A 26,840-nucleotide genomic window follows, 5' to 3' on the forward strand; every position below is an offset into this window, starting at 1 on the left:
GCTCCTCATCCCATCACCAGCGCTCCGAGGGTCCCGCCCAGCTCGTACGCCGCCTCCCGCTCCGGCTCACCCACGTCGCCCAGCACCTCCAGCACGGGCGCTGCCTGGCGCCAGGGCAGGGCACCGACGATCGACTGCACCGCACGCACGGCGCCCGTCGTGTCGTAGCGACCGTGGACGTAGAGGCCGTAGGGCTTCTTGCCTCCCTCGGCCGCGGCGGCCGAGCCGTCGTCGGTGAGGGCACCGCCGGCCTCGAGGAAGATCGTGTCGAAGAAGTGCTTGAGGGCGCCGCTCATGTAGCCGAAGTTGGCCGGGGTGCCGAACAGGTAGCCGTCCGCTGACATCACGTCGTCCGCGTCTGCCTCCAGTGCCCTCCGCACGACGACCTCCACGCCCTCGATCGCGTCGTCGGACGCCCCCGCCACCACGGCGTCGGTCAGGGAGGTGACCGACGGGGTCGGGGAGTGGTGGACCACCAGCAGTCGGGGCATGACGAGAGCCTACGAGGCGAGTAGCGTCCCGGGGTGTGACCTTCGAGGTGGCAGGCGAGGCGTACGACCGGTTCATGGGTCGCTACTCGCGCCCGCTCGCCGCCCGGTTCGCCGACTGGCTCGAGGTGTCGGCCGGACAGCGCGCGATCGACGTGGGCTGCGGTCCCGGTGCGCTGACCGGCGTGCTGGTCGACCGTCTCGGGGCCGACCACGTCGCAGCCGTCGACCCGTCCGCCCCCTTCGTCGAGTCGTGCCGACAGCGCCACCCCGGCGCCGACGTCAGGCAGGGCGTGGCCGAGTCGCTGCCCCACGACGACGACACCTTCGACGTGGCCGCGGCCTGCCTGGTCGTCCACTTCATGTCCGACCCCGTCGCCGGTCTCGCCGAGATGGCGCGCGTGACGAAGGCCGGCGGCCTGGTCGGCGCGACCGTGTGGGACATCGAGGGTCGCCGGGCGCCGATGGCGCCGGTGTGGGGTCGGCTGGCCGAGGTGGCGCCCGAGAGGCCCGACGAGGGCGCGGCGGCCGGTGGTCGCCCAGGCGAGGCGGAGGACCTGTTGGACCGGGCGGGGCTGCGTGAGATCGAGGGTGACGAGCTCGCCGTGACGGTCACCCACCCGACGTTCGACGAGTGGTGGCAGCCCTACCTCCACGGCGTCCGTCCGATCGGCGAGGCGGTGGCCGCCCTCGATCCCGAGCGCCGTGCGCACCTGGCCGACCTGCTGCGCAAGGACCTCGGCGACGGCCCCTTCGACATCACGGCGGTGGCGTACGCCGCCCGCGGGCGGGCCTGATGTCCACGTTGTGGCCCCTCCCGTGCCGGACGGCGACGATCTGGCCTATCGTGGTCGAGTCATGATGCGCACCCTGCTCCTCCTTTGCCGCCGCAACGAGGCCTGACCACCGGCCCCCTCGTTGCGGAGTGTGGCGCGTGCCGGTCGCCCCTTCAGCCACAGCGAGGACAGTCATGACCCACCTGAGCAACACCGCCAACCAGCAGGGCTCCAGCCCGATGCCGTTCGGTCGCTACACCCCGTTCGTGCCCGTCGACGTGCCCGACCGCACCTGGCCGACGAAGAAGGTCGAGAAGGCGCCGCGCTGGCTGTCCACCGACCTGCGCGACGGCAACCAGGCCCTGATCGACCCGATGACCCCGGCCCGCAAGCTCACCATGTTCGAGCTGCTGGTGAAGATGGGCTACAAGGAGATCGAGGTCGGCTTCCCGAGCGCGAGCCAGACCGACTTCGACTTCGTCCGCAAGCTCATCACCGAGGACCGGATCCCCGACGACGTACAGATCTCGGTGCTGACCCAGGCGCGTGAGGACCTCATCGAGCGCACCGTCGACTCCCTGGTCGGCGCGCCCCGGGCCACGATCCACCTCTACAACGCCACGGCCCCGCTGTTCCAGCGGGTCGTCTTCAACGTCACGCCCGACGAGTGCCGCAACATCGCGGTGCGTGGCACCGAGATGGTGATGAAGTACGCCGAGGAGCGGCTCGGCGGCATCGTCGGCAGCCAGGACTTCGGCTACCAGTACAGCCCCGAGATCTTCACCCAGTCCGACACCGACTTCGCCCTGAGCGTCTGCGAGGCCGTCTCCGACGTGTGGCAACCGGAGGCCGGGCGGGAGATCATCCTCAACCTGCCCGCCACGGTCGAGATGTCGACGCCCAACACCTACGCCGACCAGATCGAGTACTTCGGTCGCGGGCTCACCCGGCGCGAGCACTCCGCGATCAGCCTGCACCCGCACAACGACCGCGGCACCGCAGTGGCGGCGACCGAGCTCGGACTGATGGCCGGGGCCGACCGCGTCGAGGGCTGCCTGTTCGGCCACGGCGAGCGGACCGGCAACGTCGACCTCGTCACGCTGGGGATGAACCTGTTCAGCCAGGGCATCGACCCGCAGGTCGACTTCGGCGACATCGACGAGGTCCGCCGGACCGTCGAATACTGCACCAACCTGCCGGTCCACCCGCGCCACCCCTACGCCGGCGACCTCGTCTACACCGCCTTTTCCGGCTCCCACCAGGACGCGATCAAGAAGGGCCTGGAGGACCTGGACAAGCAGGCCGCGGCGCGCGGCGTCCCGGTGGGCGAGCTGCCGTGGGAGGCGCCGTACCTCCCGATCGACCCCAAGGACGTCGGCCGCACCTACGAGGCCGTCATTCGGGTCAACAGCCAGTCCGGCAAGGGCGGCGTTGCCTACGTCCTCAAGTCCGAGCACAAGCTCGACCTCCCGCGTCGCGCGCAGATCGAGTTCAGCCGGGTCGTCCAGCAGCACACCGACACCGAGGGCGGCGAGATCACGCCCGAGGAGATCTGGTCGGTGTTCCGCGCGGAGTACCTCGACCGCGAGGCCCCGCTCAAGCTCAACTCGGTGCACACCTCCAGCGCCGCGGGGGAGAAGGACCAGCTCACTGTCGGGGTGTACGCCGACGGCGAGCGGCACGAGCTCACCGGCGAGGGCAACGGCCCGATCGCCGCCTTCGTCGGCGCGATCTCGGCCGTCGGGCACGACGTACGGGTCCTCGACTACGCCGAGCACGCGCTCTCCGCCGGCGGCGACGCGATCGCCGCGGCCTACGTCGAGTGCGCCGTGTCGACCGACGCGGGCGACAAGGTGCTCTGGGGCGTCGGGCTCGACGCCAACATCGTCACGGCCTCGCTCAAGGCCGTGATCAGCGCCGTCAACCGCGCCTGAGCACCAACTCCTCGATCCGCAGTGGCGATCCCTCCCGCAGGGGCTCCCAGACCCCCGTCGGGACGAAGCCGCAGGAGACGTAGAGCGCCCGGGCGGCGTCGTTTCCCTCCGTCATGTGGAGGCACGGCGTGCGCCCGGCGTCCTGCGCCCACGCCACCAACCGGTCCAGGACCAGGCGGCCGACCCCGCGGCCGCGGACGGCGGGATCGGTCCACATGCCCCAGAGCCACGCCACGTCGACGTCGGCGTCCGGTGGGACGTAGCCCCCGCCCATGGCGACGCCGGTCCCCTCGTGCACGGCGAGCAGCGTGGGGTTGGACCCGGCGAGCCGGTCGCGCCAGACCTGTTCGGGCTGTGCCTGCGCCTCGGCCAGCGTCGCACCGAAGGCGTCCGGACTGTCCGCGAGCGCCCGCAGGCGTACGTCGCGCACGAGCGCCCAGTCGTCCGGTCCGGCTTGCACGATGTCGACCACGCCGCGAGCCTGCCACCGCAGGACCCTCGCGCGCGACTACATTCCCCTCATGCTGGTGAGCGAGCGGATCGGGCAGTTCTTCGTGGAGTCCGACGGCGGGCGTGACCGGCTCGAGTACACCGAGTACGGCTCGGGTGACCAGTGGGTCGTGCTCCTGCACGGCCTGCTGATGCCGCGGCGGATGCACCAGCCGCTGGCGCGGACGATGGCCGCCCAGGGCCTGCACGTGGTGACGCTCGACCTGCTCGGGCACGGCCGCTCCGACCAGCCGGCCGACCCGCTGGTCTACTCGATGACCTCCTTCGGCGACCAGGTCGTGGCCCTGCTCGACCACCTGGGCGCCGAGCAGGCGGTCATCGGCGGCACCTCGCTGGGGGCCAACGTGTCGCTCGAGGTGGCGGTCATCGCTCCCGAGCGGGTGAAGGGCCTGATCGTCGAGATGCCGGTGCTCAACCACGCGCTGGTCGCCGGGATCCTGTCCTTCGTCCCGATCATGCTCGCCGCGCGCTACCTCCCCTTCACCGCCAACGCGCTGCAGCGCGCCTCCCGCTCCGTGCCCCGAGGGATCGTCCCGTTCTGGGCGGGCGTGGTGCTGGACACCGTCGACCACCGGGCGGACTCGATCGCCTCCGTGCTCCACGGCGTCATCTTCGGCCGGATCGCGCCGTCCTCGAGCCAGCGGCGCCGGATCCACGCCCCGGTCTTCGTGGTGGGCCACCCGATCGACCCGATCCACCCGTTCGTGGACGCCGACATGCTCGCTGCGGAGCTGCCCAACGTCCGGTTCGAGAGGGCGTCCTCGATCCTGGAGTGGCGCTTCCGCCCGGAGCGCCTCAGCACGGCCGCGGGCGACTTCGCTCTGGAGTGCTGGCGCGCCGCGGCAGGCACCACGCGCGCCCGGAAACGCTGACGCCCGCATCCGTCCGCAGGCGGGTGCGTGGGGGAGAATGGCCGGGTGCCTCTCTACCGCGACGAGGCGGTCGTGCTGCGCACCCACAAGCTGGGTGAGGCAGACCGCATCATCACCCTGCTGACCCGTCAGCACGGGCGGGTGCGCGCGGTGGCCAAGGGCGTGCGGCGTACGACGTCGCGCTGGGGCTCGCGTCTCGAGCCGTTCACCCATGTCGACCTGCAGCTGGCCGAGGGCCGCAGCCTCGACGTGATCACCCAGGCCGAGACGCTCGACCCGTTCAACGCGCGGCTGGGTCTCGACTACGAGCGCTACACCGCGGGCACGGCGATGCTGGAGACCGCCGAGCGGCTGGTCCCCGAGGAGAAGGAGCCCGCCGTCCAGCAGTTCCTCCTCCTGGTCGGCGGCCTGCGCGCGATGGCCGGCGGCGAGCACCCCGCGGGACAGGTCCTCGACTCCTACCTGCTGAGGTCGCTCTCGGTGGCGGGCTACGCACCGTCCTTCGACCACTGCGTGCAGTGCGGGGAGGAGGGACCGCACCGGTTCTTCAACCCGTCCGCGGGAGGCGTCATGTGCTCCTCGGACAAGATCCCCGGGTCCGCGACGCCGGCGCCTGAGACGGTGCTGCTGCTGGGCGCGTTGCTCGTCGGCGACTGGCCGGTCGTGCACGGCGCCGACCCGCGCCACCTGCGCGAGGCGAGCACCCTGGTCTCCGCCTACCTCTCGTGGCACCTCGAGCGGGGCCTGCGCTCGATGGCGTACGTCGAGCGCTGACGCCGTCTCAGAACGTCGAAGGGGGGCGAAGCGCGGGTCGGGCTACCGACCTTGTTGAAGGGCGCGTGCCACAGTGACGATCGACGGACCGTCCACGTAGGTCAGCCCTTCCGCTTCGACCATCTGCCGGGCTCGATCCGATACGTTCTCGCACCACACCGCACTGGCTCCGACATCTCTGGCGTGAGCGACGATGGAGGGCAGCTCGCCCGGCGCAGTCCTGACGCATGCCCTCAGGAACTTCGGGTACCAGAGCCGCGCTGGCCGTGCCTCCGGAACGGCCAGACCAGGCCCGCAGGGATATGCCGACGAAGCAGCCGCGAGAGCGGTGACCGGTTCGACTCCGGTCTGGGCCGCCGAGGAGCTGCCTGTGACGTGCCTGTGGCCCCGCCATCCGGGGAGTGGCGGGGTGTCGGATCATGGTCGAGGTGGTCGCGGGATGCCCGGTGGGTCGAGGGCGGTGGTGCCGGTGGGGTCGCGTCGGTAGCGGTGGCCGTGGGGGCTGGTCCACACGAACTCGCCGGGCCCGATGACGTCGTAGTGCCAGGCAGTGTGGGTCTTGAGGCGGTGGTGGAATCGACACAACGCACCGAGGTTTGGCGTCACGGTCGGCCCGGGCTGGGGGCGATCTTCTGTGTCGGCGTCGTGGTCGTACTCGATGACATGGTCCACGTCGCAGCCCCTGGACGGCCGGCTGCACCAGGGAAAGACACAAGTCCGGTCGCGGAGAAGGACCTGCTCACGGATCCGGTCGGGGATCTCGTAGCCGGGCGCCTCGAGGAGAGCGTTGAGGTCGATGACGGGCTTGACGGTGACCTTCGTGCGGGAGTCGCCGCACCAGGCCCGGACCTGGTCGAGCATGACCAGGCGTTGGCCTTCCTCGAGCCGACCGGTCGGGGTGAACACCGTCTGGCCGTCGTCGACGGAGCGCGCGTCGAAGTGGGCGTGGAGGACGACCTCTCGCGCCACGGGCAGGCCGTCCTGTGTGCACCGGGTTGCTGTCTGACCTTGGGAATGGAGGTCGAGGGCGGTCTGGGTCCGGGCGAGGTCGCCGAGGGCTTGGGCGCGGCGGGCGTCGAGGGACTCGGTGGAGCCGAGGGCTTTGCGCAGCTCGGCGCCGTGGGTCAGGACGCGGTCGACGTCGAGGGCGTCGGCGATGTCGAGGTCGGCTTCGAGGTGCATGGTGCCGGCGTAGTGGACGTCCTGGTCGTGGAGGGTGGCGTGGCGGGGATCCACGGACAGGTAGCCGTCCTCGGGATCCGTGGCCGGATCGTCGGCGGCGAGCTCGTGCCGTTTGATGGTCTCGGCGACCAGCCGGTCCAGCTGGGCGGGGCCGATGCGTCCGGTCACGGCGGCGACCTGGGCGTCGACCCATGCGGCCGCCTCGGGAGTCAGGGACGGGGTGGCGTGGATGGTGGCCTCGGCCACCGAACGGGCCCGCCAGGCCGGCACCCGACCCGACTGGACCTGCGCCCACAACCGCGGGAGCCGGTGCCGGAGCTCGAGGGCGTGCCCGATGAGCCGTTTCGCCGAGACCGTGGAGATGCCCAGGACGGTGCCGAGCTCGGCGACACAGAACTCCGCCACCGTGGGGCAGCCGTCGCCGGCGATGGGTTCCTCGACCTCCATCCCGATCCCGCGGCCATTGGTGAACGTCGCGGCCGAGTGGATCGACTCGGGTGGGTGGAGGTCGGCCCACCGGGCCGCGAGGTCGAGCTGACGGGCCGCGGCGGCGTCCTCGGCCGCGCGGGCCGAGCGGATCGAGGCCAGCAGGCCAGCGGGGGTGAGGTCGTCGTCGACCTCGGTCCCGGGCCCTCCCAAAGTCTCGATCATGTGTTCGATTGTAGACGTGGGGTACGACAACCGCCTTCGCCTCGCCTCGACGGGCGCTGTGGACACGCGAACGGCATGGTTCCGAGGCTCGCGGCGCTCGCTCCCCAGCCGCGAAGACGAGCCCGTCCAGATATGGAGGTTGGGCCATGCGTGTGCCAGGAGCGGTGGGCGGAGATCAAGGTGCTCGCCGCGTGGCACCGCGAGCGCTGACGCCGCCGCCGGGCTGGTCGCCGTACCTCACGAGGTGCGCGGCCGCGGGCGTCCGAGTCAGTGGCCCAGCAATCGGTCGACCTCATCGATCACGAGCTCTGGCTGCTCGAGGTCGATGTCGTGCGAGGACCGCACTGGCACCAGCCTGCCCTGGGGGAACTGGTCGACGAACTCCCGCTGGTTGGCGCTGATCAGTGCCCGCATGCGACGGACCGGCCAGTCGGGCGGGAGCCCGACCGGGCGGGCTGCCAGATAGGTGATCGGAACGTCCGGCACCGAGTCCACCAGTGCCGTCGCCTCCGTGAGGGTGGCGTAGAAGTCCACCCGCTCGCCGTTGGCCTGCTGGTCCTGGATCACCTGCGCCCGCTCGTCCGGCGGGATCAAGGCGTCCACCTCTGCGTCCGTGGGCAGGCTTGAGTCGATCATCAGCACACCCTCGATGTCGTCGGGATAGGTGCCGGCGTACATCGAGGCGATCAGACCCCCGAAGGAGAAGCCGACCAGCAGGTACGGAGGTGGGACGTCGACCGCCGTCAGCAGCGTGTGCAGGTCCTCGACGCTGTCGACTCCCGTGTGCTGGGCGTCCTCTCGCCCGCTGAGACCGACGTTCACCCGGTCGTAGGTGCAGAGCCGGCCGCGCTCGGCCAGCTCGGGAGCCAACGCTTCGTTGACGTCGCCCCCGTCGCCGCCGAGCCCGTGGAGGTAGACGATGGTCGGGCCTTCGGCTGATGCGGCTCCGACGCAGGTCAGGTGCAGCTCGTAGTCGCCCACCGAGTAGGACGCGTCGATCCCGCCGTCCGCGGACGAGGGAGCGCCGCTCCCGTCGGAGGTGTGCCTCACGGAAGGCTGAGAACCTTCCGCGTCCGGCTCGCTCGGGCTCCCGCAACCGCTCGCGAGCACGACCAGGACCGCCGAGACCAGGGCCGACGCCGTGACGCGCATGGCCGCTCCTCACACAGGTGCGTACCCGCAGAATAGGCCCTCCGGGCGGAAACTGGGCTGCTGGCTCGCCGCGCTCGCACCCCAGCCGCGGGGGAGGGCCCGCCTAGTCTGTCGTCCGTGAAGCGACAGGTGAGACCGCCGACCCCGCATCCCAGCGGCGCGACGCCCCCGCCGGTGCCGCGCGACCTCGTGCCCGAGCACGTCGCGATCGTCATGGACGGCAACGGCCGCTGGGCCAAGCAGCGCGGCCTGCCCCGCACCAAGGGCCACGAGCAGGGCGAGCACACGCTCTTCGACGTGGTCGAAGGGGCCATCGAGATCGGGGTGAAGGCGATCTCGGCCTATGCCTTCTCGACAGAGAACTGGACGCGCTCGCCCGACGAGGTGCGCTTCCTGATGGGCTTCAACCGCGACGTGATCCGGCGCCGGCGCGACGAGATGCACGAGCTCGGCGTACGTGTGCGCTGGGCCGGTCGCGCCCCCCGGCTGTGGAAGTCCGTCATCAAGGAGCTCCAGGTCGCCGAGGAGATGACGCGGGACAACGACGTCCTCACGTTGACGATGTGCGTCAACTACGGCGGGCGGGCCGAGCTCGCTGACGCGGCCCGGGCGATCGGCCGGGAGGTCGCCGCCGGCCGGCTGAACCCCGACAGGATCGACGAGCGCACCTTCGCCCGCCACCTCTACGTCCCCGAGCTCCCCGACGCCGACATGGTGTGGCGCACGTCGGGGGAGCAGCGGCTGTCCAACTTCATGCTGTGGCAGGCCGCCTACAGCGAGATGGTCTTCACCGACGTGCTCTGGCCCGACGTGGACCGGCGACACCTGTGGGAGGCCGTGGAGACGTACGCCCGGCGGGACCGGCGCTACGGCGGTGCGCTGCCCAACTCCTGATCACGAGGCGTCAGCGACAGGCCGGGCAGGTCCCGAAGATCTCCAGCGTGTGGCTGATCTCGGCGTAGGCGTGCTCCTCGGCGATCCGGCTGGCCCAGCGCTCCACGGCCGGACCCTCGACCTCCACCGTGGCCCCACAGGTGCGGCAGACGAGGTGGTGGTGGTGCGTGTCCGAGCAGCTGCGCCAGATGGCCTCGCCGTCCTCGTTGCGCAGCATGTCGACCTCGCCGGCCTCGGCGAGCGTGGAGAGGGTGCGGTAGACGGTCGCCAGGCCGACCGAGTCACCCTGCCGGGAGATGAGGTCGTGGATCTCCTGGGCACTGCGGAAGTCGTCGAACCCGGCCAGCGCTGCCGCCACCGCACGGCGCTGCCGGGTGGGCCGGACCGCCGGCCGCTGGGGCTGGTCAGTGCTCGTCATAGTGCTCTCCGTGTACGGCGTGACGGTGGCCGTCGTGGACGTAGTCGACGTGGTCGCCGTGGGGGACGGCGGGGTGGCCGCAGTCCTCACCGTGCTGGTGGGCGTGCTGGTCGGCTGAGCGGTGCGGGGCAGCGGTGACCTCGGGGAACGGTGCCATCAACCGGCTGCGGCGCCGCAGCCACACGCCCAGCGGCCACGTGGCGGTGAACATGGCGAGGGCCAGCAGCACGATCGTGGGGCCGGGGGCGACCGAGACGCGGAAGGACAGGGCGGCGCTCAGGACCAGGCCGCCGACCGAGGCGGCGCAGCCCACGGCCATCGCACCCAGCAGCGTCGTACGGAACGAACGGGCGAGCTGCTGCGAGGTCGCGACCGGCACCACCATGAGCGCCGAGACCAGCAGGAGCCCCACGGTGCGCATCGCCACTGTGATGCTGACCGCAGCGAGCACGGCGATGAGCAGGTTGTAGCCGCGCACGCGCAGGCCGGCCACCCGCGCGAAGTCCTGGTCGCTGGCCACGGCGAAGAGCTGGGGCGAGAGGCCGAGCGTCGTGAGGAGGACCACCACGGTGAGGGCCGCGGTGAACCACACGTCGGCGGACGAGATGCTGTTGAGGGAGCCGAACAGGTAGGCCTGCAGCGTGGCCGCCCCCTGGCCGGCGATGCCGGTGATGAGGACGCCCCCGGCCAGGCCGCCGTAGAACAGCAGCGCCAGTGCGACGTCGCCGTTGGTGTGGCCGCGCTCGCGGATCAGCTCCATGAGCACCGCACCCAGGATCGCCACCGCCACGGCCGTCCAGGTCGGCGAGGTGCCGGTGAGCAGACCGAGGGCCACCCCGGTCACGGCGACGTGGCCGATGCCGTCGCCGAGGAGGGCGAGGCGGCGCTGGACGATGAAGGTGCCGATCGCCGGCGCTGCCAGCCCGGTGAGCAGTGCGGCCACGAGGGCTCGCTGCATGAAGTCATAGGCGAAGAGGTCGACGAAGCTCATGGTCGTGACCTGCGCTCCCAGTCGAAGGGGGACGACACGTGAGGCGCGTGGTCGTGCCCACCCGGCAGGTCGTGGTCGTGCGGGTGGTGGGTGTGCGAGGCGACCTCCTGCGTGAGCGGCGGACCGTCGTAGGCCACCCATCCGTCGCGCATGACGACCGTCCGGTCGATCAGCGGCATCATCGGCCCGATCTCGTGGGCCACGAGGACGATCGTCGCGCCTCGCTGCTTGAGGCGCCGCAGCGCGTCGGCGAGTGCCTGCTGGTTGGGCAGGTCGACCCCCGCGGTGGGCTCGTCGAGGACGAGGAGGTCCGGCTCGCCTGCCAGGGCCCGGGCGATGAGCACCCGTTGCTGCTGGCCGCCGGAGAGCTGGGAGACGCCGTACGACGCCCGGTCGGACAGCCCGACGACGTCGAGCGCGGACTCGATCGCCCGCCGGTCGGCCGCGCTCGTGGGCCTCAGCAGGCGGCGACGGCCCACACGCCCGGAGGCCACGACCTCGCGGACCGTGGCGGGGACGCCCCCGGTCGCCGTGGAGCGCTGCGGCACGAAGCCGAGGCGGTGCCACGCGCTGAAGTCCTCGATGGGGGTGCCGAAGAGGCGAACCGATCCCCGCGCCAGCGGCAGCAGGCCCGTCAAGGCACGGACGAGCGTCGACTTCCCCGACCCGTTGGGGCCCAGGAGCGTCACCATGTCGCCCGCGTGGACGGTGAGGTCGACGTCGCGCAGGATCGGCCGGCCACCGATGGCGACGGAGACCTGGTCGAGGACGACGGGGAGATCGGTCACGAGCAGCCGTTGGCCTGCTGGAGGGCGGTGAGGTTCTCGCTCATGAGGGAAAGGTAGTCCTCGTCGGCCGTGTCGTCCGAGAGGCCCTCGATGGGGTCCAGGACCGCGGTGGACACGCCGAGGTCGTCGGCGAGCGTCTCGGCCATCTTCGGGCTGGCCAGTCGCTCGGTGAACACGGTCGTCACGCCGTCCTCGACGATGAGCTCCTGCAGGTGGGCGAGGTCGGCGGCGGTGGCCTCGGCCTCGGGGGAGAGGCCCGCGATCGGCTCGAAGTCCAGCCCGTAGCGCGTCAGGTAGCCGAAGGCCTCGTGGCTGACGACGGTGGTGCTCCGCTCGCACGAGGCCAGGCCGTCGGTGTAGTCCTGGTCGAGGGCCTCGAGCTCGGTCCGCAGCGCCGCGGCGTTGTCGGCGTACGTCTGCGCCTCGTCGGGGTCGACCTCGGCCAGCTCGTCGGCGACGGCGTCCGCGAAGTCGGCGACCAGCAGCGGGTCGAGCCAGAAGTGCGGGTCGAGGTCACCATGGGCGTGCTCGTCCTCCTCGGCGTGCTCCTCCTCGGTCTCGCCCTCGTGCCCCTCCTCGTCCGCGTGCGCTTCCTCGCCCTCGTGCTCGTCGGCGGGGCGCAGGTCCACGACCGCAGCTGCGTCGAGGACCGGTGCGTCGGTGCCCGCCGCGGTCTCGTCGACCGCGGGCTGGAAGCCCTCTTCCAGCACCACGAGGTCCGCCTCCTCGAGCGCGGCGGTCTGGGCGACGTCGAGGGTGAGGTCGTGCGGCTCCTGGCCCGGCTGCGTGAGGTTCTCGACCGTCCAGCCGTCGCCCGCCACCCGCTCGGTCACCCATGCCAGCGGATAGAACGACGCGACGGCCTGGCGACCATTCCCGGCGTCGGCGGCGCCCGACTGACCGCACCCGGCAAGGAGGACGGTGGCGATCAGGAGGCTGGTGGGGACGGAAAGCGAGCGAGTGGCGAGCGACATGAGAACGATTCTCACGACTTTTGAGAACCATTGTCAAACCGAGGCGCGTCGCTGGGTAGTCCGCTGCGATTGACCGGTGCTCGAGCCCACGTCACCGGCTTTTCGCAGCGGAGTACGTCACTACGCTGGGACCGTGCTCGTCGTCACCCGCCTCCGCCCCCAGACACCCGACGACGCCGCGGGGGAGGCCCTGCGGCTCGGGCTCCTGAGTGCGCTCGCCATCCTGGCCGGCAAGCCCGGCTACGTCGGCGGGGAGGTCGGTCGCAACGTGGACGACCCCACCTTGTGGGTGCTGACCACGCGGTGGGAGAACGTCGGCTCCTACCGCCGCGCCCTGGGGTCCTACGAGGGCAAGATGCACATCCAGCCGCTGATGGTGCACGCCCTCGACGAGCCCAGCGCGTACGAGGTGGTCGAGGAGGGGACCGACCTCAATGAGGCCAGGAGCCGATCGATAGGGTGAGCGTTCGCGCACACCGAGCCGGCAGCCAGCCGGCCCGATCCTGGAGGAATCCCCACCGTGGCCAAGCCCGCCCCGACCGCCCTGGACAACGTCGTCTCCCTCGCCAAGCGTCGGGGCTTCGTCTACCCCTGCGGTGAGATCTACGGCGGCACCAGGTCCGCCTGGGACTACGGGCCGCTCGGTGTGGAGCTCAAGGAGAACATCAAGCGCCAGTGGTGGCGGTTCATGGTCACCCGTCGCGACGACGTGGTCGGCCTCGACTCCAGCGTCATCCTCCCGACCCGCACCTGGGAGGCCTCCGGCCACCTGAGCACGTTCAGCGACCCGCTGACCGAGTGCCAGTCGTGCCACAAACGCTTCCGCCAGGACCACCTCCAGGAGGACTACGCCGCCAAGAAGGGGATCGACGACCCCGACTCGGTCGACATCAACGCGTCGGTCGCCTGCCCCAACTGCGGCACCCGCGGTGCCTGGACCGAGCCGCGCAACTTCAACATGATGCTCAAGACCTACCTCGGCGTGATCGAGGACGAGTCCGGGCTGCACTACCTGCGCCCCGAGACCGCTCAGGGCATCTTCCTCAACTTCGCCAACGTGGTGACCTCCAGCCGCCAGAAGCCGCCCTTCGGCATCGCCCAGATGGGCAAGAGCTTCCGCAACGAGATCACCCCGGGCAACTTCATCTTCCGCACCCGCGAGTTCGAGCAGATGGAGATGGAGTTCTTCGTCAAGCCGGGCGAGGACGAGGAGTGGTTCCGCTACTGGATCGAGGAGCGCACCCGCTGGTACGTCGACCTCGGCATCGACCCCGACAACCTGCGCCACTACGAGCACCCGCAGGAGAAGCTGTCCCACTACTCCAAGGGCACGACCGACATCGAGTACCGCTTCGGCTTCTCCGGGCGTGACTTCGAGGAGCTCGAGGGCATCGCCAACCGCACCGACTTCGACCTCAAGCAGCACAGCGAGTTCTCCGGCAAGGACCTGTCCTACTACGACCAGGCCGCCGACGAGCGCTACCTGCCCTACGTCATCGAGCCGGCCGCGGGCCTCACCCGCTCGCTGATGGCGTTCCTCATCGACGCCTACACCGAGGACGAGGCCCCCAACACCAAGGGCGGCGTCGACAAGCGCGTCGTGCTCAAGCTCGACCCGCGCCTGGCGCCGGTCAAGGTAGCGGTGCTGCCGCTGAGCCGCAACGCCGACCTGTCGCCGAAGGCCCGCGACCTCGCCGCCGAGCTGCGCCAGAGCTGGAACGTCGAGTTCGACGACTCCGGTGCCATCGGCCGTCGCTACCGTCGCCAGGACGAGATCGGTACGCCGTTCTGCGTGACCGTCGACTTCGAGACCCTCGACGACAACGCGGTCACCATCCGCGAGCGCGACACGATGCGTCAGGAGCGCGTCAGCCTCGACGGCATCACCCGCTGGTTCGCCGAGAGGCTCCTCGGCTGCTGAGCTGAGTTGTTGGCGCTCGCTCTGCTCGCGCGTGCTGGCATCCCTGACTGGATTCCACGGCGGCGGGCGTCGATCGTGCCACGATGTCGCCATGCGGCGCGCCATCCTCGTCACCACGGTCCTTGTGCTGTCGGCGTCGTCGTGCTCCGAGGCCGAGCCCGAGGAGGACCCCACTCCGACGAGCACGCCGAGCGTCGCTGCCGTCGAGGCGACGACCACCGCCGCCGGCACCGACCTGGAGCTCGGTGACTCCGCCGTGCTCGCGTGGCAGCCGACGTCCAGCCTGACCGGCGTCCTCGAGCTCACGGTCGAGACGGTCGCCGAGCAGCGCCAGTCGGTCTTCGAGGGATGGGTGCGCGACGACGTCATGGCCGCCGCCCGTCCCTACTTCGTCACGGTGTCGCTCACCAACGCCGGCGAGTCCGACCTGGCCGGCCAGGTCGTGCCCCTCTACCTGCGCGACGACAACGGCGCGCTGGGCGCTCCCTGGACGCTCGCCGGCGACTTCACTGCCTGCCAGAGCGGCCCGTTGCCGACGCCGTTCGAGCCCGGCGCCGAGACCGAGATGTGCCTGGTCTACCTCGTGCCCGACGGTGCGCGGATCCAGGACATGGTCTTCGAGCCGACCGAGGGCTACGACCCGATCGCCTGGACCGGCGAGGTCGAGACGCCGGACAGGCGGACGGACCAGGACCGCAATGCAGGCAAGGACAGCAAGGCAGGCAGGGGCGGCAAGGGCAGCGGCAAGAAGCGCGGGTGATTTGGGCGCGGTCGCGACGCGCTCGACAATGGGCGCATGACCGCCGTGCCCACCTCGCTGACCCTGGGGTCGCTGCGCGTCGACACCCCGGTGGTGCTCGCGCCGATGGCCGGGATCACCAACGCGGCCTATCGCCGCCTCTGCGCCGAGCAGGGCGCCGGCCTCTACGTCTGCGAGATGATCACCAGCCGTGGCCTCGTCGAGGGTGACGAGACGACGAGGAAGATGCTGGTCTTCGACGAGCTGGAGTCGGTGCGCTCGGTCCAGCTCTACGGCACCGACCCGATCTACATCGGCAAGGCCGTCGAGATCCTCTGCGCCGACTACGGCGTCGCCCACGTCGACCTCAACTTCGGCTGCCCCGTGCCGAAGGTGACCCGCAAGGGCGGCGGGGGAGCGCTGCCCTGGAAGCGCGGCCTGCTCGGTGAGATCCTCACGTCCGCGGTCGCCGCCGCGACGCCGTACGACGTCCCGGTGACGATGAAGACGCGCAAGGGCCTCGACGATGACCACCTGACGTACCTCGACGCCGGCCGCATCGCCCAGGAGACCGGCGTCGCCGCGATCGCCCTGCACGGGCGCACCGTCCAGCAGGCCTACTCCGGGGAGGCCGACTGGGACGCGATCAGCGCCCTGGTCGAGCACGTCGAGATCCCCGTCCTCGGCAACGGGGACATCTGGGAGGCCGCCGACGCGCTGCGGATGGTGGAGCAGACCGGGGCAGCCGGCGTGGTCGTCGGCCGCGGCTGCCTCGGGCGGCCGTGGCTCTTCCGCGACCTGGCTGCGGCCTTCCACGGGGAGGACGTCGCGACCCTGCCCAGCCTCGGCGAGGTCCGCAGCATGATGCGCCGGCACGCCGAGCTTCTCTCCGAGCACATGGGGGAGGAGCGGGGCTGCAAGGAGTTCCGCAAGCACGTCACCTGGTACCTCAAGGGGTTCAGCGCCGGTGGCGAGCTGCGTCACCGGCTCGCGCTGGTCGACTCCCTGGCCACCCTCGACCAGCTGCTCGAGGACCTCGATCCGCAGGAGCCGTTCCCGGCGCGCGAGCTCGGCACCCCGCGGGGCCGGCAGGGTGCACCGCGCGCGAAGGTGGTGCTGCCCGAGGGGTGGCTCGACGACACCGATGGTCGCGGTGCGCACGTGCGCGAGGATGCCAACGAGACCACCGGCGGCTGACCCGCGACCCTGCCAAGCCGCCCCTGACGGCGTACGCGCGAGCGGTGTCGCGTGAGCCGGAACACCCACATTTTTACTGTGGAAGATTGGGACAGGCCCATAGGGGTGTGCTTCACTCGTTGATCGCGTCCGGCGTGGGCACGGGATCTTCCGTGGTCCGGCGCAGTCCCCCGTCAGCAATCGCAAAGGATCAGCGCTGTGGCTCAGCATCGCCACAAGCGGGAAACCCCTGCTACCCCCCGCACCTCCCGACTCCCTCGTTCCGTCCTGGTGTCCGCACCGATCGCCGTCGTCGCGACGATGTCTGCCGTGACCATGGGCGTGCTCGCCGCAGACCCCGCGACCTCGGACAACGACCTGCTGGCCTCGTCCAGCACCAGGTCCAGCACCACGTCCAGCTCCACGTCCAGCGACGCCTCGGACCGCGCCGGCAGCGGCCGGTCGTTCGCCAACACGAGCGCACTGACCCGTCGCGGCGACTCGGTCGTGTCGCGCTCCCAGATCCGCACCGCCGCACGGGCCGAGGCCGCCGCGCGCAAGGAGATGGAGGTCGACAGGCTCGCCCGCCGGATGGCCAAGAAGGTCGACAACTCCTTGTGGACCACCGAGGCCCTCAACCTGTGGGACGGGCCGAGCGAGAAGGCCAAGAAGCTCGGCGTGATCGACGCCCTCGAGCAGGTGTCGGTCACCGGCCGCCGCCAGCTGGGTCGCGTCCAGATCGTCGTCGACGGCCAGTCCCGCTGGGTCACCGCCGACTACCTGGTCCGCGAGAAGCCCAAGCCCGAGCCCGCCGGCCCCAGCCTGGGTGGCACCTGCTCCAACGGCTCCTCGATCGACGCCGGTCGTGCGTCGCTCTACACGATCCACGAGGTCGTCTGCGCCAACTGGCCCGAGATCACCAGCTACGGCACGTGGCGTGGCGACGGTGAGCACGGCCAGGGTCGCGCCATCGACATCATGGTCAGTGGCGAGACCGGCTGGGCTGTCGCCGACTTCCTGCGGGCCAACTACGCCGCGCTGGGCATCGAGTACATCATCTACTCGCAGAACATCTGGTCCGTGGAGCGTGGCGGCGAGGGCTGGCGGGGCATGTCCGACCGCGGGTCGACGACTGCCAACCACTACGACCACGTGCACGTCACGGTCTACTGAGCACGACGGACACCACACGTCGGGCGGCTGCTAGGTCGTCGTCACCGGCTGACGGAGGATCGTCCGCAGCTTCGCCGGCTCCACCCTGCGAGCGTCGCTGAGGTAGATCTCGTGGTGCTTGCCGGTCATCGTCAGCCCGGCGTTCGGGATGAAGTCGTGGTGCAGCTCGGCGAGCACCTCGGCCTCGTCGTCGTAGGGCCCGACGTGGAGGGTCTGCACGCACCGGCCCTCGTCGAGCCTCGTCAGGCGGACCAGGTCGAGGCTGGCGGGTCGGGTCTTCGCGGCTGATGTGGCGACCGCATCGTCGACCATCTCCGAGGTGATCCAGTCGGGGACCATGAGCATGGCCGTCCAGTCCCACTGCGACTTGTCCCGGGCAGCCGTGAACACGTCCATGTCGGGCGCCCACCAGAGCGCCTCGAGCGGCGGGACGACATAGTCGAGTCCCAGCTCCCGCTTGCTGGCGAACTTGATCGCGTAGGCCACGGGGTAGAGCGCCCCGAGGGCGTCGGCGTACTCCGAAGCGGTGTTGGGGTCTCCGTGGCCGTCCACCGTCAGGTAGTGGAGGGGCGGCACGTCCAGCACGCGGAACTCGAGGTGCTTGGCACGATAGGAGTCGAGCGACTTCTTGAAGTCGACCTTCGTCGTCGTCGCCCTGCCAGCCTCGGCCCCGGTCATGGGTCCGAGAATGCCACGGAGAGCTGACAGTGACCGCCGCGGCGTCCCTCAGCGCCAGCTCTGGATGGTCCGCCAGGTCAGACAGTCGTCCTCGGAGACCGCCACAGTGGCGTACCCGGAGACGTAGACCAGGTCGCCCTGCGTCCAGAGCCCGGCGCCGGTCGTCTCGGGTACGTCCAGCGCGGGCTGCTGGTAGACCTCGCGGAAGGGGCCTCCCGATGCGTCGCCACGCCACACCCGCAGCCGCGGGTAGATGCTCGAGACGAAGTACGTGCCGCTCGGCGCCCGCCTGACCTGTAGGAAGTCGCGGGTGGCGAGGTCGTCCGCGGCCCGGGTGACCTTCTGCCAGGAAGCGCCCCCGTCGCGGCTCGTGTAGAAGTCGAGCGAGTAGCCGTCCTCCCGGGCCCACAGGGACATCTCGCCCGGGGGAGAGCCGAGCACGTAGTCACCCTTGGTGACCTCGGCGAGGGTGCGTACCTGCCGCCCGCCGGCGGTGTCCCACCAGGCTTCGAGCCGACCCGTGGCCGACGTCGCACGTGGCTCCGGGTTGGCGCCCCATGGCCGGTCGCCCGAGTCCGGCCGGGCCGCGGATCCGTCCCAGTCCTGCGGCCACTCGTAGGCGGTCGCGGTGGTGGGGTCCAGGGCACACCAGGTCTGACGCCAGCGCCCCGCGCACTGGAACCACAACCGCGGATCGTCCGGGCTGAGCTCCTCGAACACGCGCTTCACCGGACGCAACGTGCCGTCGAGGCCGACCAGCCACTCGTGCCCGTTGCTGATGTCGACGACGAGGAAGAGACCGTCGCGGGGGCTGCTGACGTGCAGGTCGACCCCGGTGGTGAACCCAGGACGCAGGTAGGTCGCCGTCTCGTAGCCGTCCGTGGTCAGCGCGAGCGCGGAGAACGAGTACGGACCACGCCCCGGGCAGGGCCTGGTGCAGGAGACCGACCAGACCGACATCCTCGTGTCGGGGTCGTCGGGCGCGATCGCCACCGTCGAGAGAAGTGCGCCGGGATGGGCCACCACCTCCTCCGGCGTCATCGACCTGGGGAACGGGTTCGGCTCGGGAGTCGGCGCCGAGGTGGGCGTCCTCGAGGGCGACGGCGCGGGCTCCGGCGTCGACGTACGGGGGTCCAGGGCCGACACCAGGAGCGCGCTTGCCGCGACCACCGCCACCAGCGCTGCTGTCGCGACCAGGGAGACCTTGCGCTGCTGGCTGCGGCGGGCCAGCGCGCGGATCTCGTTCGGATCCACGACGGGCGGTCGGACGCCGGCAGCGACCTGGCGTGCCGCCCTGGTCAGGGTCTGGTCCAGGTTCATGGCGTCGCCTCCTCGGCGGGCTGGACGAGCTCGACCGGCGGCTCCCCGAGCAGCACGGCCAGCCGTCGGGCAGCAGCGTGGCTGTGGCTCTTCACCGTTCCGGGGGCCATCCCGAGCGTCTCGGCGATCTGGGCCTCGGTCAGGTCCTCGTAGTAGCGGAGCACCGTCACCGCGCGCTGGCGGCGCGGCAGGCTCAGCACCGCCTCCCAGACACGTTCGTGCTCGGGGACGTCGTCCAGGTGTCCGTCCCACGCCGGTTCGTCCCGCAACGTCAGCGGCGACTCGTGCGAGGAGCGCTTGCGCCACCACGACGTCGCCTGGTTCACGACCACCTTGCGCGCGTAGGCGGTGGGCTGCTCCATCTCCGCGACCCGGGGCCAGTGCTGGTAGAGGCGCACCAGAGCGCCCTGCAGGACGTCCTCGGCCCGTTGGTAGTCGCCGGTCAGGAGGAAGGCGGTCCGGAACAGCGCGGCGGAGTGGGCGCGGACGAACGCGGTGAACCGGTCCTCGTCGCTCTCCTCCATCTCGCCTCCTCGCCCCACGGGCACCGGGGCTCTCCCACTTGGTCAACGCCTGCGGGAGGTCGTCGGGTTCAGTCGCCCCGGCCACGTGTCCGCTCCTCTCAGGATGCGCCCTGATCGGCGGGTCGCGGCAGGTCCTGGCGGTGTCCACGTGCATCGCTAGGCTGCCAGCCGATGAGCATCGAGGACCTGTACGACGACGCGGCGCGCGAGCGCCTGGTCGCGGAGCCCCCCAAGCGGGTGGACGCGCCGGTGCGGCTGGCGTTCGAGCGCGACCGGGCACGCGTCGTGCACGCGGCGGCGTCGCGCCGGCTGGCGGCGAAGACGCAGGTGGTGGGGCCGCAGACCGACGACTTCGTCCGCAACCGGCTCACGCACAGCCTCGAGGTCGCCCAGATCGCCCGCGACCTGGCGCGAGCCCTCGGCACGCACCCCGACATCGCCGAGACCGCGGCACTGGCCCACGACCTGGGCCACCCGCCGTTCGGTCACAACGGCGAGCGGGTGCTGGCCGAGCTCAGTGCCGGGTGCGGCGGGTTCGAGGGCAATGCCCAGACCTTGCGGCTGCTGACCCGGCTGGAGTCCAAGACGTTCGACGCCGAGGGGCGGTCGGTGGGGCTCAACCTCACCCGCGCCACCCTCGATGCCTGCACCAAGTACCCCTGGCCGCGCACCGAGGCCACGGGGCCCCACGGCGTGCACGCCGACGGCACTCCCCGCGTCGTGGTGAAGTTCGGTGTCTACGACGACGACCGCCCGGTCTTCGACTGGTTGCGGACCGGCATCGAGGGACGCCGCCGCTGCCTCGAGGCGCAGGTCATGGACCTCGCCGACGACGTCGCCTACTCGGTGCACGACGTCGAGGACGGGATCGTCGCCGGCCGGCTCGAGCTGACCCGCCTCGACCGCGACGCCCTGTGGGAGACGGTGCGGTCCTGGTACCTGCCCGGGATCGACGACGCGGCGCTCGACTCCGCACTCGCCGACCTGCGGGACGTCGGGAGCTGGCCGCGGTCGTCGTACGACGGCAGCAGGCGCAGCCTCGCCGCGATCAAGAACCTGACCAGCGATCTCATCGGCCGATTCTGCGGCAGCGTCCAGGAGGCGACCTTCGCCGCGTCCGGGGGTGAGCCGCTGGTGCGGCACCGCGCCGACCTGGTGGTGCCCGCGGGCACCCAGGTGGAGATCGGGATCCTCAAGGGCATCGCCGCCCACTACGTCATGCAGGCCGACGACCGGGTGACGCTCATGAAACGGCAACGTGAGCTCGTGGCCGAGCTCGTCGAAGGGCTGTGGTCGCGCGGCGCTGACGGCCTCGATCCCGTCTTCGTGGGCGACTGGGAGGCCGCCGCGGACGACGCCGAGCGCCGACGGGTGGTGATCGACCAGGTGGCGTCGCTGACGGACGCCAGCGCGGTGACGAGCCACGCTGCGCTCGCCGCCCGTCGAGCGGGCGAGCGCAGCGGATAGGACCTACGGCAGGTCGCCCTGGGGATAGGGGTTGTCCTGCCGCGCGACGCTGTCCGGGTTGAGCTGGTCCTCCAGGTCGGACTTGTGGCCGTTGCCGGACGGCGTCACCTTGTCAGCGGCGGCACTGGCGGCGGTGGTCACCTTCTCCTTGACGAGCGGGGCCTTCTCCTTGGCCAGGTCGGCAGCGTGGTGGGCCTTCTCCTGCACGCGCGGGTCGTCCTTGACGCGGGTGGCGGTCCTCTTGATCTGTTCGTAGCGCTCGCGACCGGCCTTGGTGCCCAGCACGTAGCCGACACCTCCAGCGACGAGCAGCATGAGCTTCTTCATGGGTGTCTCCCTTCCAGGTGGTCGGTGGTTCGGGTGGTGAGGTCGTGGTGGTCAGTGCCGATGACGGCGACGCCAGACCAGGAGCACCACGGCCATCGCGACGAGCGACCCGGCCGCGGCCAGCACCTCTGGCCGGGGCTTGCCGGCGTCGGTCGTGGCGGAGTCCTTGAGCGAGGCGACCTTCTGCTGCGCCTGCGACTTCACGTCGAGCTTGGCGGCGAGCTCGTCGACGGTGCCGGCGAGCTGCTCGCGCTGGTTGACGATGTCGGCCTCGATCTCTTCCGGGGTGCGCTGGTCGTCCGGCTGGTCAGGCATGGTGGTCTCCCTTCACCGTCGCGATGTCCTCCTTGATGCCCTGGATCGCCCGCTCGGGAGCCGGTGGGCCGGCCTCGGCGACCTTGTTCTTTCCCATCAGGGCAGCCACGGCGGCTCCGGCCAAGAGGACGAGGGCGACGATCAGGGCGGCGAGCCAGGCGTCGACGACGTAGGCCAGGCCGAGGATCGCGGTCGTCACGAGCGCGGCCACGGCGAAGAAGGCCAGCAGGCCTGCGACGCTGAACATCCCGATTCCGACCCCGGCCCGTTTCCCCTTCTGGGCGACCTCTGCCTGCGCGAGACGGATCTCCGAGCGGATCAGCTCGGGGATCTGCTGGGAGAGCTGGTGGACCAGTGCGCCAAGGGTCTGACCCTCTGGCGCTCCGTGCTGAGCAGTCATCCCTCGACCCTCCCAAACCCCCGGGCCGATCACCAGCCCCGCTCCCCCGAAGGGGTGGCGGTCGTCCCGCCTCCAGCGTTGTGGAGACCAGGGACCGGCGATGGGTGCGCGCCCGTAGACTCCCCGACGTGGCAGGCCGGTTTCGCGACGACGACATCGCCGAGGTGCGTGAGAAGGCGCGGATCGACGACGTGGTCTCCTCCTACGTCACGCTCAAGCGCGCGGGTGGCGGGTCGCTGAAGGGCCTGTGCCCGTTCCACGACGAGAAGACGCCGTCGTTCAACGTCAACCCCGCGCGCCAGTTCTTCCACTGCTTCGGCTGCGGGGAGGGCGGCGACGTCATCGCCTTCCTCATGAAGGTCGACGGGCTCACCTTCGTGGAGTCGGTCGAGCGGCTCGCGGAGAAGTACGGCGTCCAGCTCCGTCGTGAGGACGGTGACGACGAGCCGGTCCGCCCGCGCGGTCCGGCCCGCGGCCGGCTGATCGAGGCGCACAAGGTCGCCCAGGAGTTCTACGCCGAGCAGCTGGGGACGACCGACGCCGTGGTGGCGCGCCAGTTCCTCCACCAGCGCGGATTCGACCAGGCCGCGGCGACGATGTTCGGCGTCGGGTTCGCGCCGCGCGACGGCGAGGCGCTGACCCGTCACCTGCGCGGTCGCCGGTTCACCGACGAGGAGGCCGTCGCGGCCGGGCTCGTGGCCCACGGTCGGTCCCACTACGACCGGTTCCGCGGGCGGCTGGTCTGGCCGATCCGCGAGGCCAACGGTGACACGATCGGCTTCGGCGCGCGACGCATCTTCGACGACGACCGGATCGAGGCGAAGTACCTCAACACCTCCGAGACCGCGATCTACAAGAAGAGCCAGGTGCTCTACGGCATCGACCTCGCCCGCACCGCGATGAAGGACAGCCAGCAGGCGGTCGTGGTCGAGGGCTACACCGACGTGATGGCCTGCCACCTCGCAGGCGTACGCACCGCCGTGGCGTCGTGCGGCACGGCGTTCGGCACCGACCACGCCCGCGTGCTGCGCCGGTTCCTGGGCGACCACGGGGCGACGAGCGGCGAGGTGATCTTCACCTTCGACGGCGACTCGGCCGGGCAGAAGGCCGCGTTGAAGGTGCTGGAGAGCGACCAGGTGTTCGCCTCGCAGACCTACGTCGCCGTCGCGCCCGAGGGCATGGACCCGTGCGACCTCCGCATCAAGGAGGGCGACGAGGCGGTCCGCGAGCTGGTCGCCAAGCGGCAGCCGCTCTACCGCTTCGCTCTTGACAACGTCCTCAGCCGCCACGACCTCGACCGGGCCGACGGCAGGGTCGATGCGCTGCGTGACGCGGCAGGCCTGGTGGCCAGCATCCGCGACAAGACCAAGGTCGAGGCGTTCTCCCGCGAGCTCGCGCACATGGTCGGCGTCGACCTCGACGAGGTCCGCACCGAAGTACGCCGCGCAGCCAGCCGCCCAGCGCCCACCGAGGAGCGCCGGACCACGCGCGCCGAGGCGCCGGAGGTCCCGGAGCCGGTCCGGCCCGCCCTGCCCAGCCTGTCCGACCCGCGCTTCCTCATCGAGCGCGAGCTGCTCAAGCTCGTCATCCAGCACCCGGCCGGTGTGGGCCGCACCACCGCCCACGTCACCGGCGCCGACTTCACGCACCCGACCTTCCAGGGCGTGTGGGAGGCCGTCACCGCGGCGGGTGGCCCGCCCAGCGGCGTCGACGACCCGGGCTGGGCCAACCGGGTGCGCGAGGCGGCGACCGACCCTGCCGTCAGCGCGGCCGTCACCGAGCTCGGCGTCGAGCCGGTCCGCGGCACGTCCGACCCCAACCCGACGTTCGCCGTGGCCTACGTCTACCGGCTCCAGGAGCTCACCACGTCCCGTCGCATCGCCGACGTCAAGGCGCGACTGCAGCGCACCAACCCGGTCGAGCACGCGCTCGACTACAACCGGATGTTCGGGGAGCTGGTCATGCTCGAGCAGCACCGCCGCAAGCTGCGCGAGGGCGCGGTCGGACAGACGGGCGGCCAGTCGTGAGCCCCGCCCTCAGCAAGCGGTGGGGTCGTACGTCCTCGCCCGCCGTCGCTGTCGCGCCGGGGGAGAAGGTGCTGGCCGCCGCCACCGCCGTCGACGGCACCGAGCTGGCCGGCACCCGCGACGCGTTCTACGTCGTCACCGGCGGCGAGACCCGCCGCGTCCCGTGGGAGCAGGTCGAGGCCGCCGACTGGGACCGCGACACCGAGACCTTCCGACTCTCCGAGGTCGGCAGCTGGGGCGAGCAGCGCCCGGTCCACACCGCGACCCTCACCGAGCCCGGTCGGCTGCTCGAGCTGGTCCGCGAGCGGGTCACCGCGAGCCTCGTCCTGCAGCGCCACGTCACCGTCTCCAGACGTCGCGGGCTGCGCGTCATCGCCCGTCGCGCACCCTCGGGCCAGGGCCGGATCCAGTGGGTCTACGAGTACGACGAGGGGGTCGACCCCGACGACCCGGCCGTCCGCGAGATAGCCCGCGAGGCCCTCGACGTGATGCGACGCGACGTCGGTCTGCCCTGATTTCACCACCCGCGCGAGGCCTTGCTAATGTTGCGCCTCGCTGCACAAGCGATCCCCTGTAGCTCAACTGGCAGAGCATTCGGCTGTTAACCGGAGGGTTGTTGGTTCGAGTCCAACCGGGGGAGCAGGAAGAGGGCCTCTGACCTGGGAAAACGCCCAGGCAGGGGCCCTCTGAGATTTGAATCTGATGGCGAAACTGTCCAGAAACAGGCCAGAAACATCTTCGACGTCCGGCCCCGCGACGCAGCTGCGGCGGCGCGCGAATGCCCCGTGCCGCGAGCTCCCAGTCGGGATCCGCGGCTGAACCTGTGTCAGGGTGCGGGCCGGAACTTCTCCAGGTGCGCGGTCAGGTTGGGTGCCACCGAGGCCTTGTGGACGTAGAAGTCCCGGGTGATGTCGCTGTTCTCGTGCCCAAGCTGGGCCTGAGCAGCATCGATACCGACTTCGCGGTCGATGAGGGTTGCGACCGACCGTCGGAAGGTGTGGAACGTGACCCAGTCGTAGGTGGTGTCGTCGACCACCTGGTTCCACATCCGCTCCCAGTTCGAGATCTGCCGCCAGGTTCCTCGACGGGTTGGGAATACTGCGCCATGTGGGTTGGCCCGGTTCTCCACCTGGCGCCGGAGCAGGATGCCGACGGCGAAGGGCGGCAGGTACAAGGTGCGGTAGCCGGCGCTGGACTTCGTCCAGGGCTGCCGGTAAGTGCCGGCCCCGGTCTCGGTGATGATCGTCCCCGAGACGGTCAGGGTGGGTTGGGTGGTGGCGAGGTCGATTTCGCTGTAGATGAGCGCGCTTACCTCGCCAATGCGACAGCCTGTCCCGAGGATCAAGTCGACGACGTCCATGAGGTCGGAGGTCGGCCGCGGACCCGGTCGGGTCTTGCCGCTGGAGGCCGCGATGAGGCTGCGCACGTCTTGGATCTGGTCCATGTCGAGGTACTCGATTTCGCGCCGCGGTTTCGAGATGCGCGCGACGTCCCGGACCGGGTTGGAGGCCATGACGTCGTGCCGGACGGCCACCGCGAACATCCCGTGCAGGACCTTGCGGAGCATCGTGGGACTGAAGCCAAGCGTGGCTCGGTCTTTGACGACCCGGTCTAGGGTGCTCGTCCTGCAATCGCGCAGCCGCCGCTCGCCGATCACGGGCACGATCTGGTTGGCAACTGTGCTGCGGTATGCCTTCAGGGAGTTTGTTGCCACCCCCTGCGCCTCTTTCTCTCGCAGCCAGAAGGCTGCGAGTTCGGCCACCGTGGTCAGCGGAGTGAGATCGTCTTCGCTGGCCTCGGCGCCGTTCAGTTCTTGGAGCTTTCGGATGAGAGCCGTACGGGCAGCCTGGGCACTAGCGGCGCGGGCACGGATCCGTGCCACTCGGCCACTGAAGTACACATAGTTGGCGGACGCCTCGTGCGTGCCCGCGGCTGTCTTGTACACGCCGATCGTGCCCCAGGTGCCTGGCGGCATCGGAGGGCGCGGCATCAGCCGGCCTCCTTCGACGGTGGCTGGTCGATCCCGAACCGATACTTGCCGATCATGCGGGGCCCTCCGGGTGCTGCGTTGTGCGGTCGTGCGTTCGAGGGTAGGCGCTGCTAGGCCGTGCGGGGATCGGTGTGCTGGTCCAGGTAGGTCTCCACCTCGGCGCGTCGGTAGCGAAGGGCACCGCCGACTTTGATGGCGCGAGGACCCTGCTTGCGGGTGCGCCACTGGTAGAGCGTGCCTCTGGGAATCCCGAGCCATTCTGAGACCTCGTCGATGGTCAGGAGTGGGTCGTAGCCCGCCGTCACGATCGACATCGCCGGGGCTTCTACTTGTCGGTCGGCCCGTGTATCGCGGGCTTTGCGAACACGTTCTGACGCTT

The 26,840-nt window shown here is 70.7% G+C and carries 29 protein-coding genes and 1 tRNA gene; 14 read left to right on the forward strand and 16 right to left on the reverse strand.

Going from position 1 to position 26,840, the window contains the following annotated elements; genetic code table 11:
* Positions 1 to 5: 5 nt before the first annotated feature.
* Positions 6 to 491 (reverse strand): flavodoxin family protein, encoded by a 486-nt coding sequence (locus tag J3P44_RS18500; protein WP_255891937.1) that lies wholly within the window; start codon positions 489 to 491, stop codon positions 6 to 8.
* 35 nt (positions 492 to 526) lie between these two features.
* On the opposite strand from J3P44_RS18500, the gene J3P44_RS18505 reads away from it, so the two are divergent.
* Positions 527 to 1,285, forward strand: coding sequence for a class I SAM-dependent methyltransferase (locus tag J3P44_RS18505; RefSeq protein WP_255891938.1), 759 nt, complete (start codon positions 527 to 529; stop codon positions 1,283 to 1,285).
* A 173-nt stretch (positions 1,286 to 1,458) separates the two neighbouring features.
* Complete coding sequence (gene leuA / locus J3P44_RS18510; RefSeq protein WP_255891939.1) at positions 1,459 to 3,198, forward strand: 2-isopropylmalate synthase; 1,740 nt, start codon at positions 1,459 to 1,461, stop codon at positions 3,196 to 3,198.
* Here leuA and J3P44_RS18515 read toward each other — a convergent pair.
* Positions 3,185 to 3,670 (reverse strand): GNAT family N-acetyltransferase, encoded by a 486-nt coding sequence (locus J3P44_RS18515; RefSeq protein WP_255891940.1) that lies wholly within the window; start codon positions 3,668 to 3,670, stop codon positions 3,185 to 3,187. The genes leuA and J3P44_RS18515 overlap by 14 nt on opposite strands.
* Positions 3,671 to 3,719: 49 nt before the next feature.
* On the opposite strand from J3P44_RS18515, the gene J3P44_RS18520 reads away from it, so the two are divergent.
* On the forward strand, positions 3,720 to 4,580 hold the full coding sequence (locus J3P44_RS18520) for an alpha/beta fold hydrolase (protein WP_255891941.1): 861 nt from the start codon (positions 3,720 to 3,722) through the stop codon (positions 4,578 to 4,580).
* A gap of 45 nt (positions 4,581 to 4,625) precedes the next feature.
* The gene (recO, locus tag J3P44_RS18525) at positions 4,626 to 5,354 is read left to right on the forward strand and encodes a DNA repair protein RecO (protein ID WP_255891942.1); all 729 of its coding nucleotides are present in this window, start codon (positions 4,626 to 4,628) and stop codon (positions 5,352 to 5,354) included.
* Positions 5,355 to 5,771: 417 nt separating this feature from the next.
* On the opposite strand, the gene J3P44_RS18530 is transcribed toward recO, so the two are convergent.
* Together J3P44_RS18530 and J3P44_RS18535 are read right to left on the reverse strand one after the other, a co-directional pair.
* Positions 5,772 to 7,187 carry an HNH endonuclease signature motif containing protein gene (locus J3P44_RS18530; protein WP_255891943.1) on the reverse strand — a complete coding sequence of 472 codons (1,416 nt, stop codon included), beginning with the start codon at positions 7,185 to 7,187 and terminating at the stop codon, positions 5,772 to 5,774.
* 267 nt (positions 7,188 to 7,454) lie between these two features.
* Positions 7,455 to 8,339, reverse strand: coding sequence for an alpha/beta fold hydrolase (locus J3P44_RS18535; protein WP_255891944.1), 885 nt, complete (start codon positions 8,337 to 8,339; stop codon positions 7,455 to 7,457).
* Between the two features lie 117 nt (positions 8,340 to 8,456).
* Here J3P44_RS18535 and J3P44_RS18540 point away from each other — a divergent pair, with 117 nt between their 5' ends.
* Positions 8,457 to 9,233: an isoprenyl transferase gene (locus J3P44_RS18540; RefSeq protein WP_255891945.1), complete on the forward strand. Its 777-nt coding sequence runs from the start codon at positions 8,457 to 8,459 to the stop codon at positions 9,231 to 9,233.
* A 10-nt stretch (positions 9,234 to 9,243) separates the two neighbouring features.
* Here J3P44_RS18540 and J3P44_RS18545 read toward each other — a convergent pair whose 3' ends face one another.
* The 4 genes from J3P44_RS18545 to J3P44_RS18560 are packed head-to-tail and all read right to left on the reverse strand — an operon-like array spanning position 9,244 to position 12,404.
* Positions 9,244 to 9,651: a Fur family transcriptional regulator gene (locus tag J3P44_RS18545; RefSeq protein ID WP_255891946.1), complete on the reverse strand. Its 408-nt coding sequence runs from the start codon at positions 9,649 to 9,651 to the stop codon at positions 9,244 to 9,246.
* Complete coding sequence (locus J3P44_RS18550) at positions 9,638 to 10,642, reverse strand: metal ABC transporter permease (RefSeq protein ID WP_255891947.1); 1,005 nt, start codon at positions 10,640 to 10,642, stop codon at positions 9,638 to 9,640. Before J3P44_RS18550 ends, J3P44_RS18545 begins: the two co-directional genes overlap by 14 nt.
* Positions 10,639 to 11,430: a metal ABC transporter ATP-binding protein gene (locus J3P44_RS18555; protein ID WP_255891948.1), complete on the reverse strand. Its 792-nt coding sequence runs from the start codon at positions 11,428 to 11,430 to the stop codon at positions 10,639 to 10,641. Before J3P44_RS18555 ends, J3P44_RS18550 begins: the two co-directional genes overlap by 4 nt.
* The gene (locus tag J3P44_RS18560) at positions 11,427 to 12,404 is read right to left on the reverse strand and encodes a metal ABC transporter substrate-binding protein (RefSeq protein WP_255891949.1); all 978 of its coding nucleotides are present in this window, start codon (positions 12,402 to 12,404) and stop codon (positions 11,427 to 11,429) included. Before J3P44_RS18560 ends, J3P44_RS18555 begins: the two co-directional genes overlap by 4 nt.
* Positions 12,405 to 12,537: 133 nt before the next feature.
* Here J3P44_RS18560 and J3P44_RS18565 point away from each other — a divergent pair, with 133 nt between their 5' ends.
* The 5 genes from J3P44_RS18565 (at position 12,538) to J3P44_RS18585 (ending at position 17,413) form a co-directional block, all read left to right on the forward strand.
* Positions 12,538 to 12,867: an antibiotic biosynthesis monooxygenase family protein gene (locus tag J3P44_RS18565; RefSeq protein ID WP_255891950.1), complete on the forward strand. Its 330-nt coding sequence runs from the start codon at positions 12,538 to 12,540 to the stop codon at positions 12,865 to 12,867.
* A 57-nt stretch (positions 12,868 to 12,924) separates the two neighbouring features.
* Positions 12,925 to 14,325 (forward strand): glycine--tRNA ligase, encoded by a 1,401-nt coding sequence (locus J3P44_RS18570; protein ID WP_255891951.1) that lies wholly within the window; start codon positions 12,925 to 12,927, stop codon positions 14,323 to 14,325.
* A gap of 91 nt (positions 14,326 to 14,416) precedes the next feature.
* A complete protein-coding gene (locus tag J3P44_RS18575) occupies positions 14,417 to 15,085 on the forward strand; it encodes a hypothetical protein (RefSeq protein ID WP_255891952.1) in 669 nt (222 codons plus the stop codon).
* Positions 15,086 to 15,121: 36 nt separating this feature from the next.
* Entirely contained in the window at positions 15,122 to 16,261 is a 1,140-nt protein-coding gene (gene dusB, locus J3P44_RS18580) for a tRNA dihydrouridine synthase DusB (RefSeq protein WP_255891953.1), read from the forward strand.
* A gap of 270 nt (positions 16,262 to 16,531) precedes the next feature.
* A complete protein-coding gene (locus J3P44_RS18585; RefSeq protein WP_255891954.1) occupies positions 16,532 to 17,413 on the forward strand; it encodes a VldE C-terminal domain-containing protein in 882 nt (293 codons plus the stop codon).
* Between the two features lie 30 nt (positions 17,414 to 17,443).
* Here J3P44_RS18585 and J3P44_RS18590 read toward each other — a convergent pair whose 3' ends face one another.
* Genes J3P44_RS18590 through J3P44_RS18600 form a run of 3 tightly spaced genes read right to left on the reverse strand, consistent with a single transcriptional unit; the run spans position 17,444 to position 19,935 of the window.
* Positions 17,444 to 18,091, reverse strand: coding sequence for a GyrI-like domain-containing protein (locus J3P44_RS18590; RefSeq protein ID WP_255891955.1), 648 nt, complete (start codon positions 18,089 to 18,091; stop codon positions 17,444 to 17,446).
* 48 nt (positions 18,092 to 18,139) lie between these two features.
* The gene (locus tag J3P44_RS18595; RefSeq protein WP_255891956.1) at positions 18,140 to 19,411 is read right to left on the reverse strand and encodes a hypothetical protein; all 1,272 of its coding nucleotides are present in this window, start codon (positions 19,409 to 19,411) and stop codon (positions 18,140 to 18,142) included.
* On the reverse strand, positions 19,408 to 19,935 hold the full coding sequence (locus tag J3P44_RS18600; RefSeq protein WP_255891957.1) for a SigE family RNA polymerase sigma factor: 528 nt from the start codon (positions 19,933 to 19,935) through the stop codon (positions 19,408 to 19,410). The genes J3P44_RS18595 and J3P44_RS18600 overlap by 4 nt, the downstream gene beginning before the upstream one ends.
* 171 nt (positions 19,936 to 20,106) lie before the next feature.
* Between J3P44_RS18600 and J3P44_RS18605 the strand changes: the two genes are divergently transcribed.
* Entirely contained in the window at positions 20,107 to 21,402 is a 1,296-nt protein-coding gene (locus J3P44_RS18605) for a deoxyguanosinetriphosphate triphosphohydrolase (RefSeq protein ID WP_255891958.1), read from the forward strand.
* A 3-nt stretch (positions 21,403 to 21,405) separates the two neighbouring features.
* On the opposite strand, the gene J3P44_RS18610 is transcribed toward J3P44_RS18605, so the two are convergent.
* Genes J3P44_RS18610 through J3P44_RS18620 form a run of 3 tightly spaced genes read right to left on the reverse strand, consistent with a single transcriptional unit; the run spans position 21,406 to position 22,444 of the window.
* Positions 21,406 to 21,729, reverse strand: a complete 324-nt coding sequence (locus J3P44_RS18610) for a hypothetical protein (RefSeq protein ID WP_255891959.1) — start codon at positions 21,727 to 21,729, stop codon at positions 21,406 to 21,408.
* A 51-nt stretch (positions 21,730 to 21,780) separates the two neighbouring features.
* Entirely contained in the window at positions 21,781 to 22,044 is a 264-nt protein-coding gene (locus J3P44_RS18615) for a DUF3618 domain-containing protein (RefSeq protein WP_255891960.1), read from the reverse strand.
* Complete coding sequence (locus tag J3P44_RS18620) at positions 22,037 to 22,444, reverse strand: phage holin family protein (RefSeq protein ID WP_255891961.1); 408 nt, start codon at positions 22,442 to 22,444, stop codon at positions 22,037 to 22,039. The genes J3P44_RS18615 and J3P44_RS18620 overlap by 8 nt, the downstream gene beginning before the upstream one ends.
* A 128-nt stretch (positions 22,445 to 22,572) precedes the next feature.
* Here J3P44_RS18620 and dnaG point away from each other — a divergent pair, with 128 nt between their 5' ends.
* The 3 genes from dnaG to J3P44_RS18635 all read left to right on the forward strand — a co-directional run bounded on the left by dnaG (position 22,573) and on the right by J3P44_RS18635 (position 25,111).
* Complete coding sequence (gene dnaG, locus J3P44_RS18625; RefSeq protein ID WP_255891962.1) at positions 22,573 to 24,471, forward strand: DNA primase; 1,899 nt, start codon at positions 22,573 to 22,575, stop codon at positions 24,469 to 24,471.
* Entirely contained in the window at positions 24,468 to 24,986 is a 519-nt protein-coding gene (locus J3P44_RS18630; RefSeq protein ID WP_255891963.1) for a hypothetical protein, read from the forward strand. Before dnaG ends, J3P44_RS18630 begins: the two co-directional genes overlap by 4 nt.
* A gap of 52 nt (positions 24,987 to 25,038) precedes the next feature.
* Positions 25,039 to 25,111 (forward strand) — tRNA-Asn (locus tag J3P44_RS18635).
* Between the two features lie 186 nt (positions 25,112 to 25,297).
* Here the strand turns inward: J3P44_RS18635 and J3P44_RS25610 are convergent.
* Positions 25,298 to 26,416 carry a tyrosine-type recombinase/integrase gene (locus J3P44_RS25610; protein ID WP_255891964.1) on the reverse strand — a complete coding sequence of 373 codons (1,119 nt, stop codon included), beginning with the start codon at positions 26,414 to 26,416 and terminating at the stop codon, positions 25,298 to 25,300.
* Between the two features lie 155 nt (positions 26,417 to 26,571).
* Complete coding sequence (locus tag J3P44_RS18645) at positions 26,572 to 26,775, reverse strand: helix-turn-helix transcriptional regulator (protein WP_255891965.1); 204 nt, start codon at positions 26,773 to 26,775, stop codon at positions 26,572 to 26,574.
* Positions 26,776 to 26,840: the final 65 nt, after the last annotated feature.

Source organism: Nocardioides astragali (assembly GCF_024436375.1).
Classification (GTDB): Bacteria; Actinomycetota; Actinomycetes; order Propionibacteriales; family Nocardioidaceae; genus Nocardioides; species Nocardioides astragali.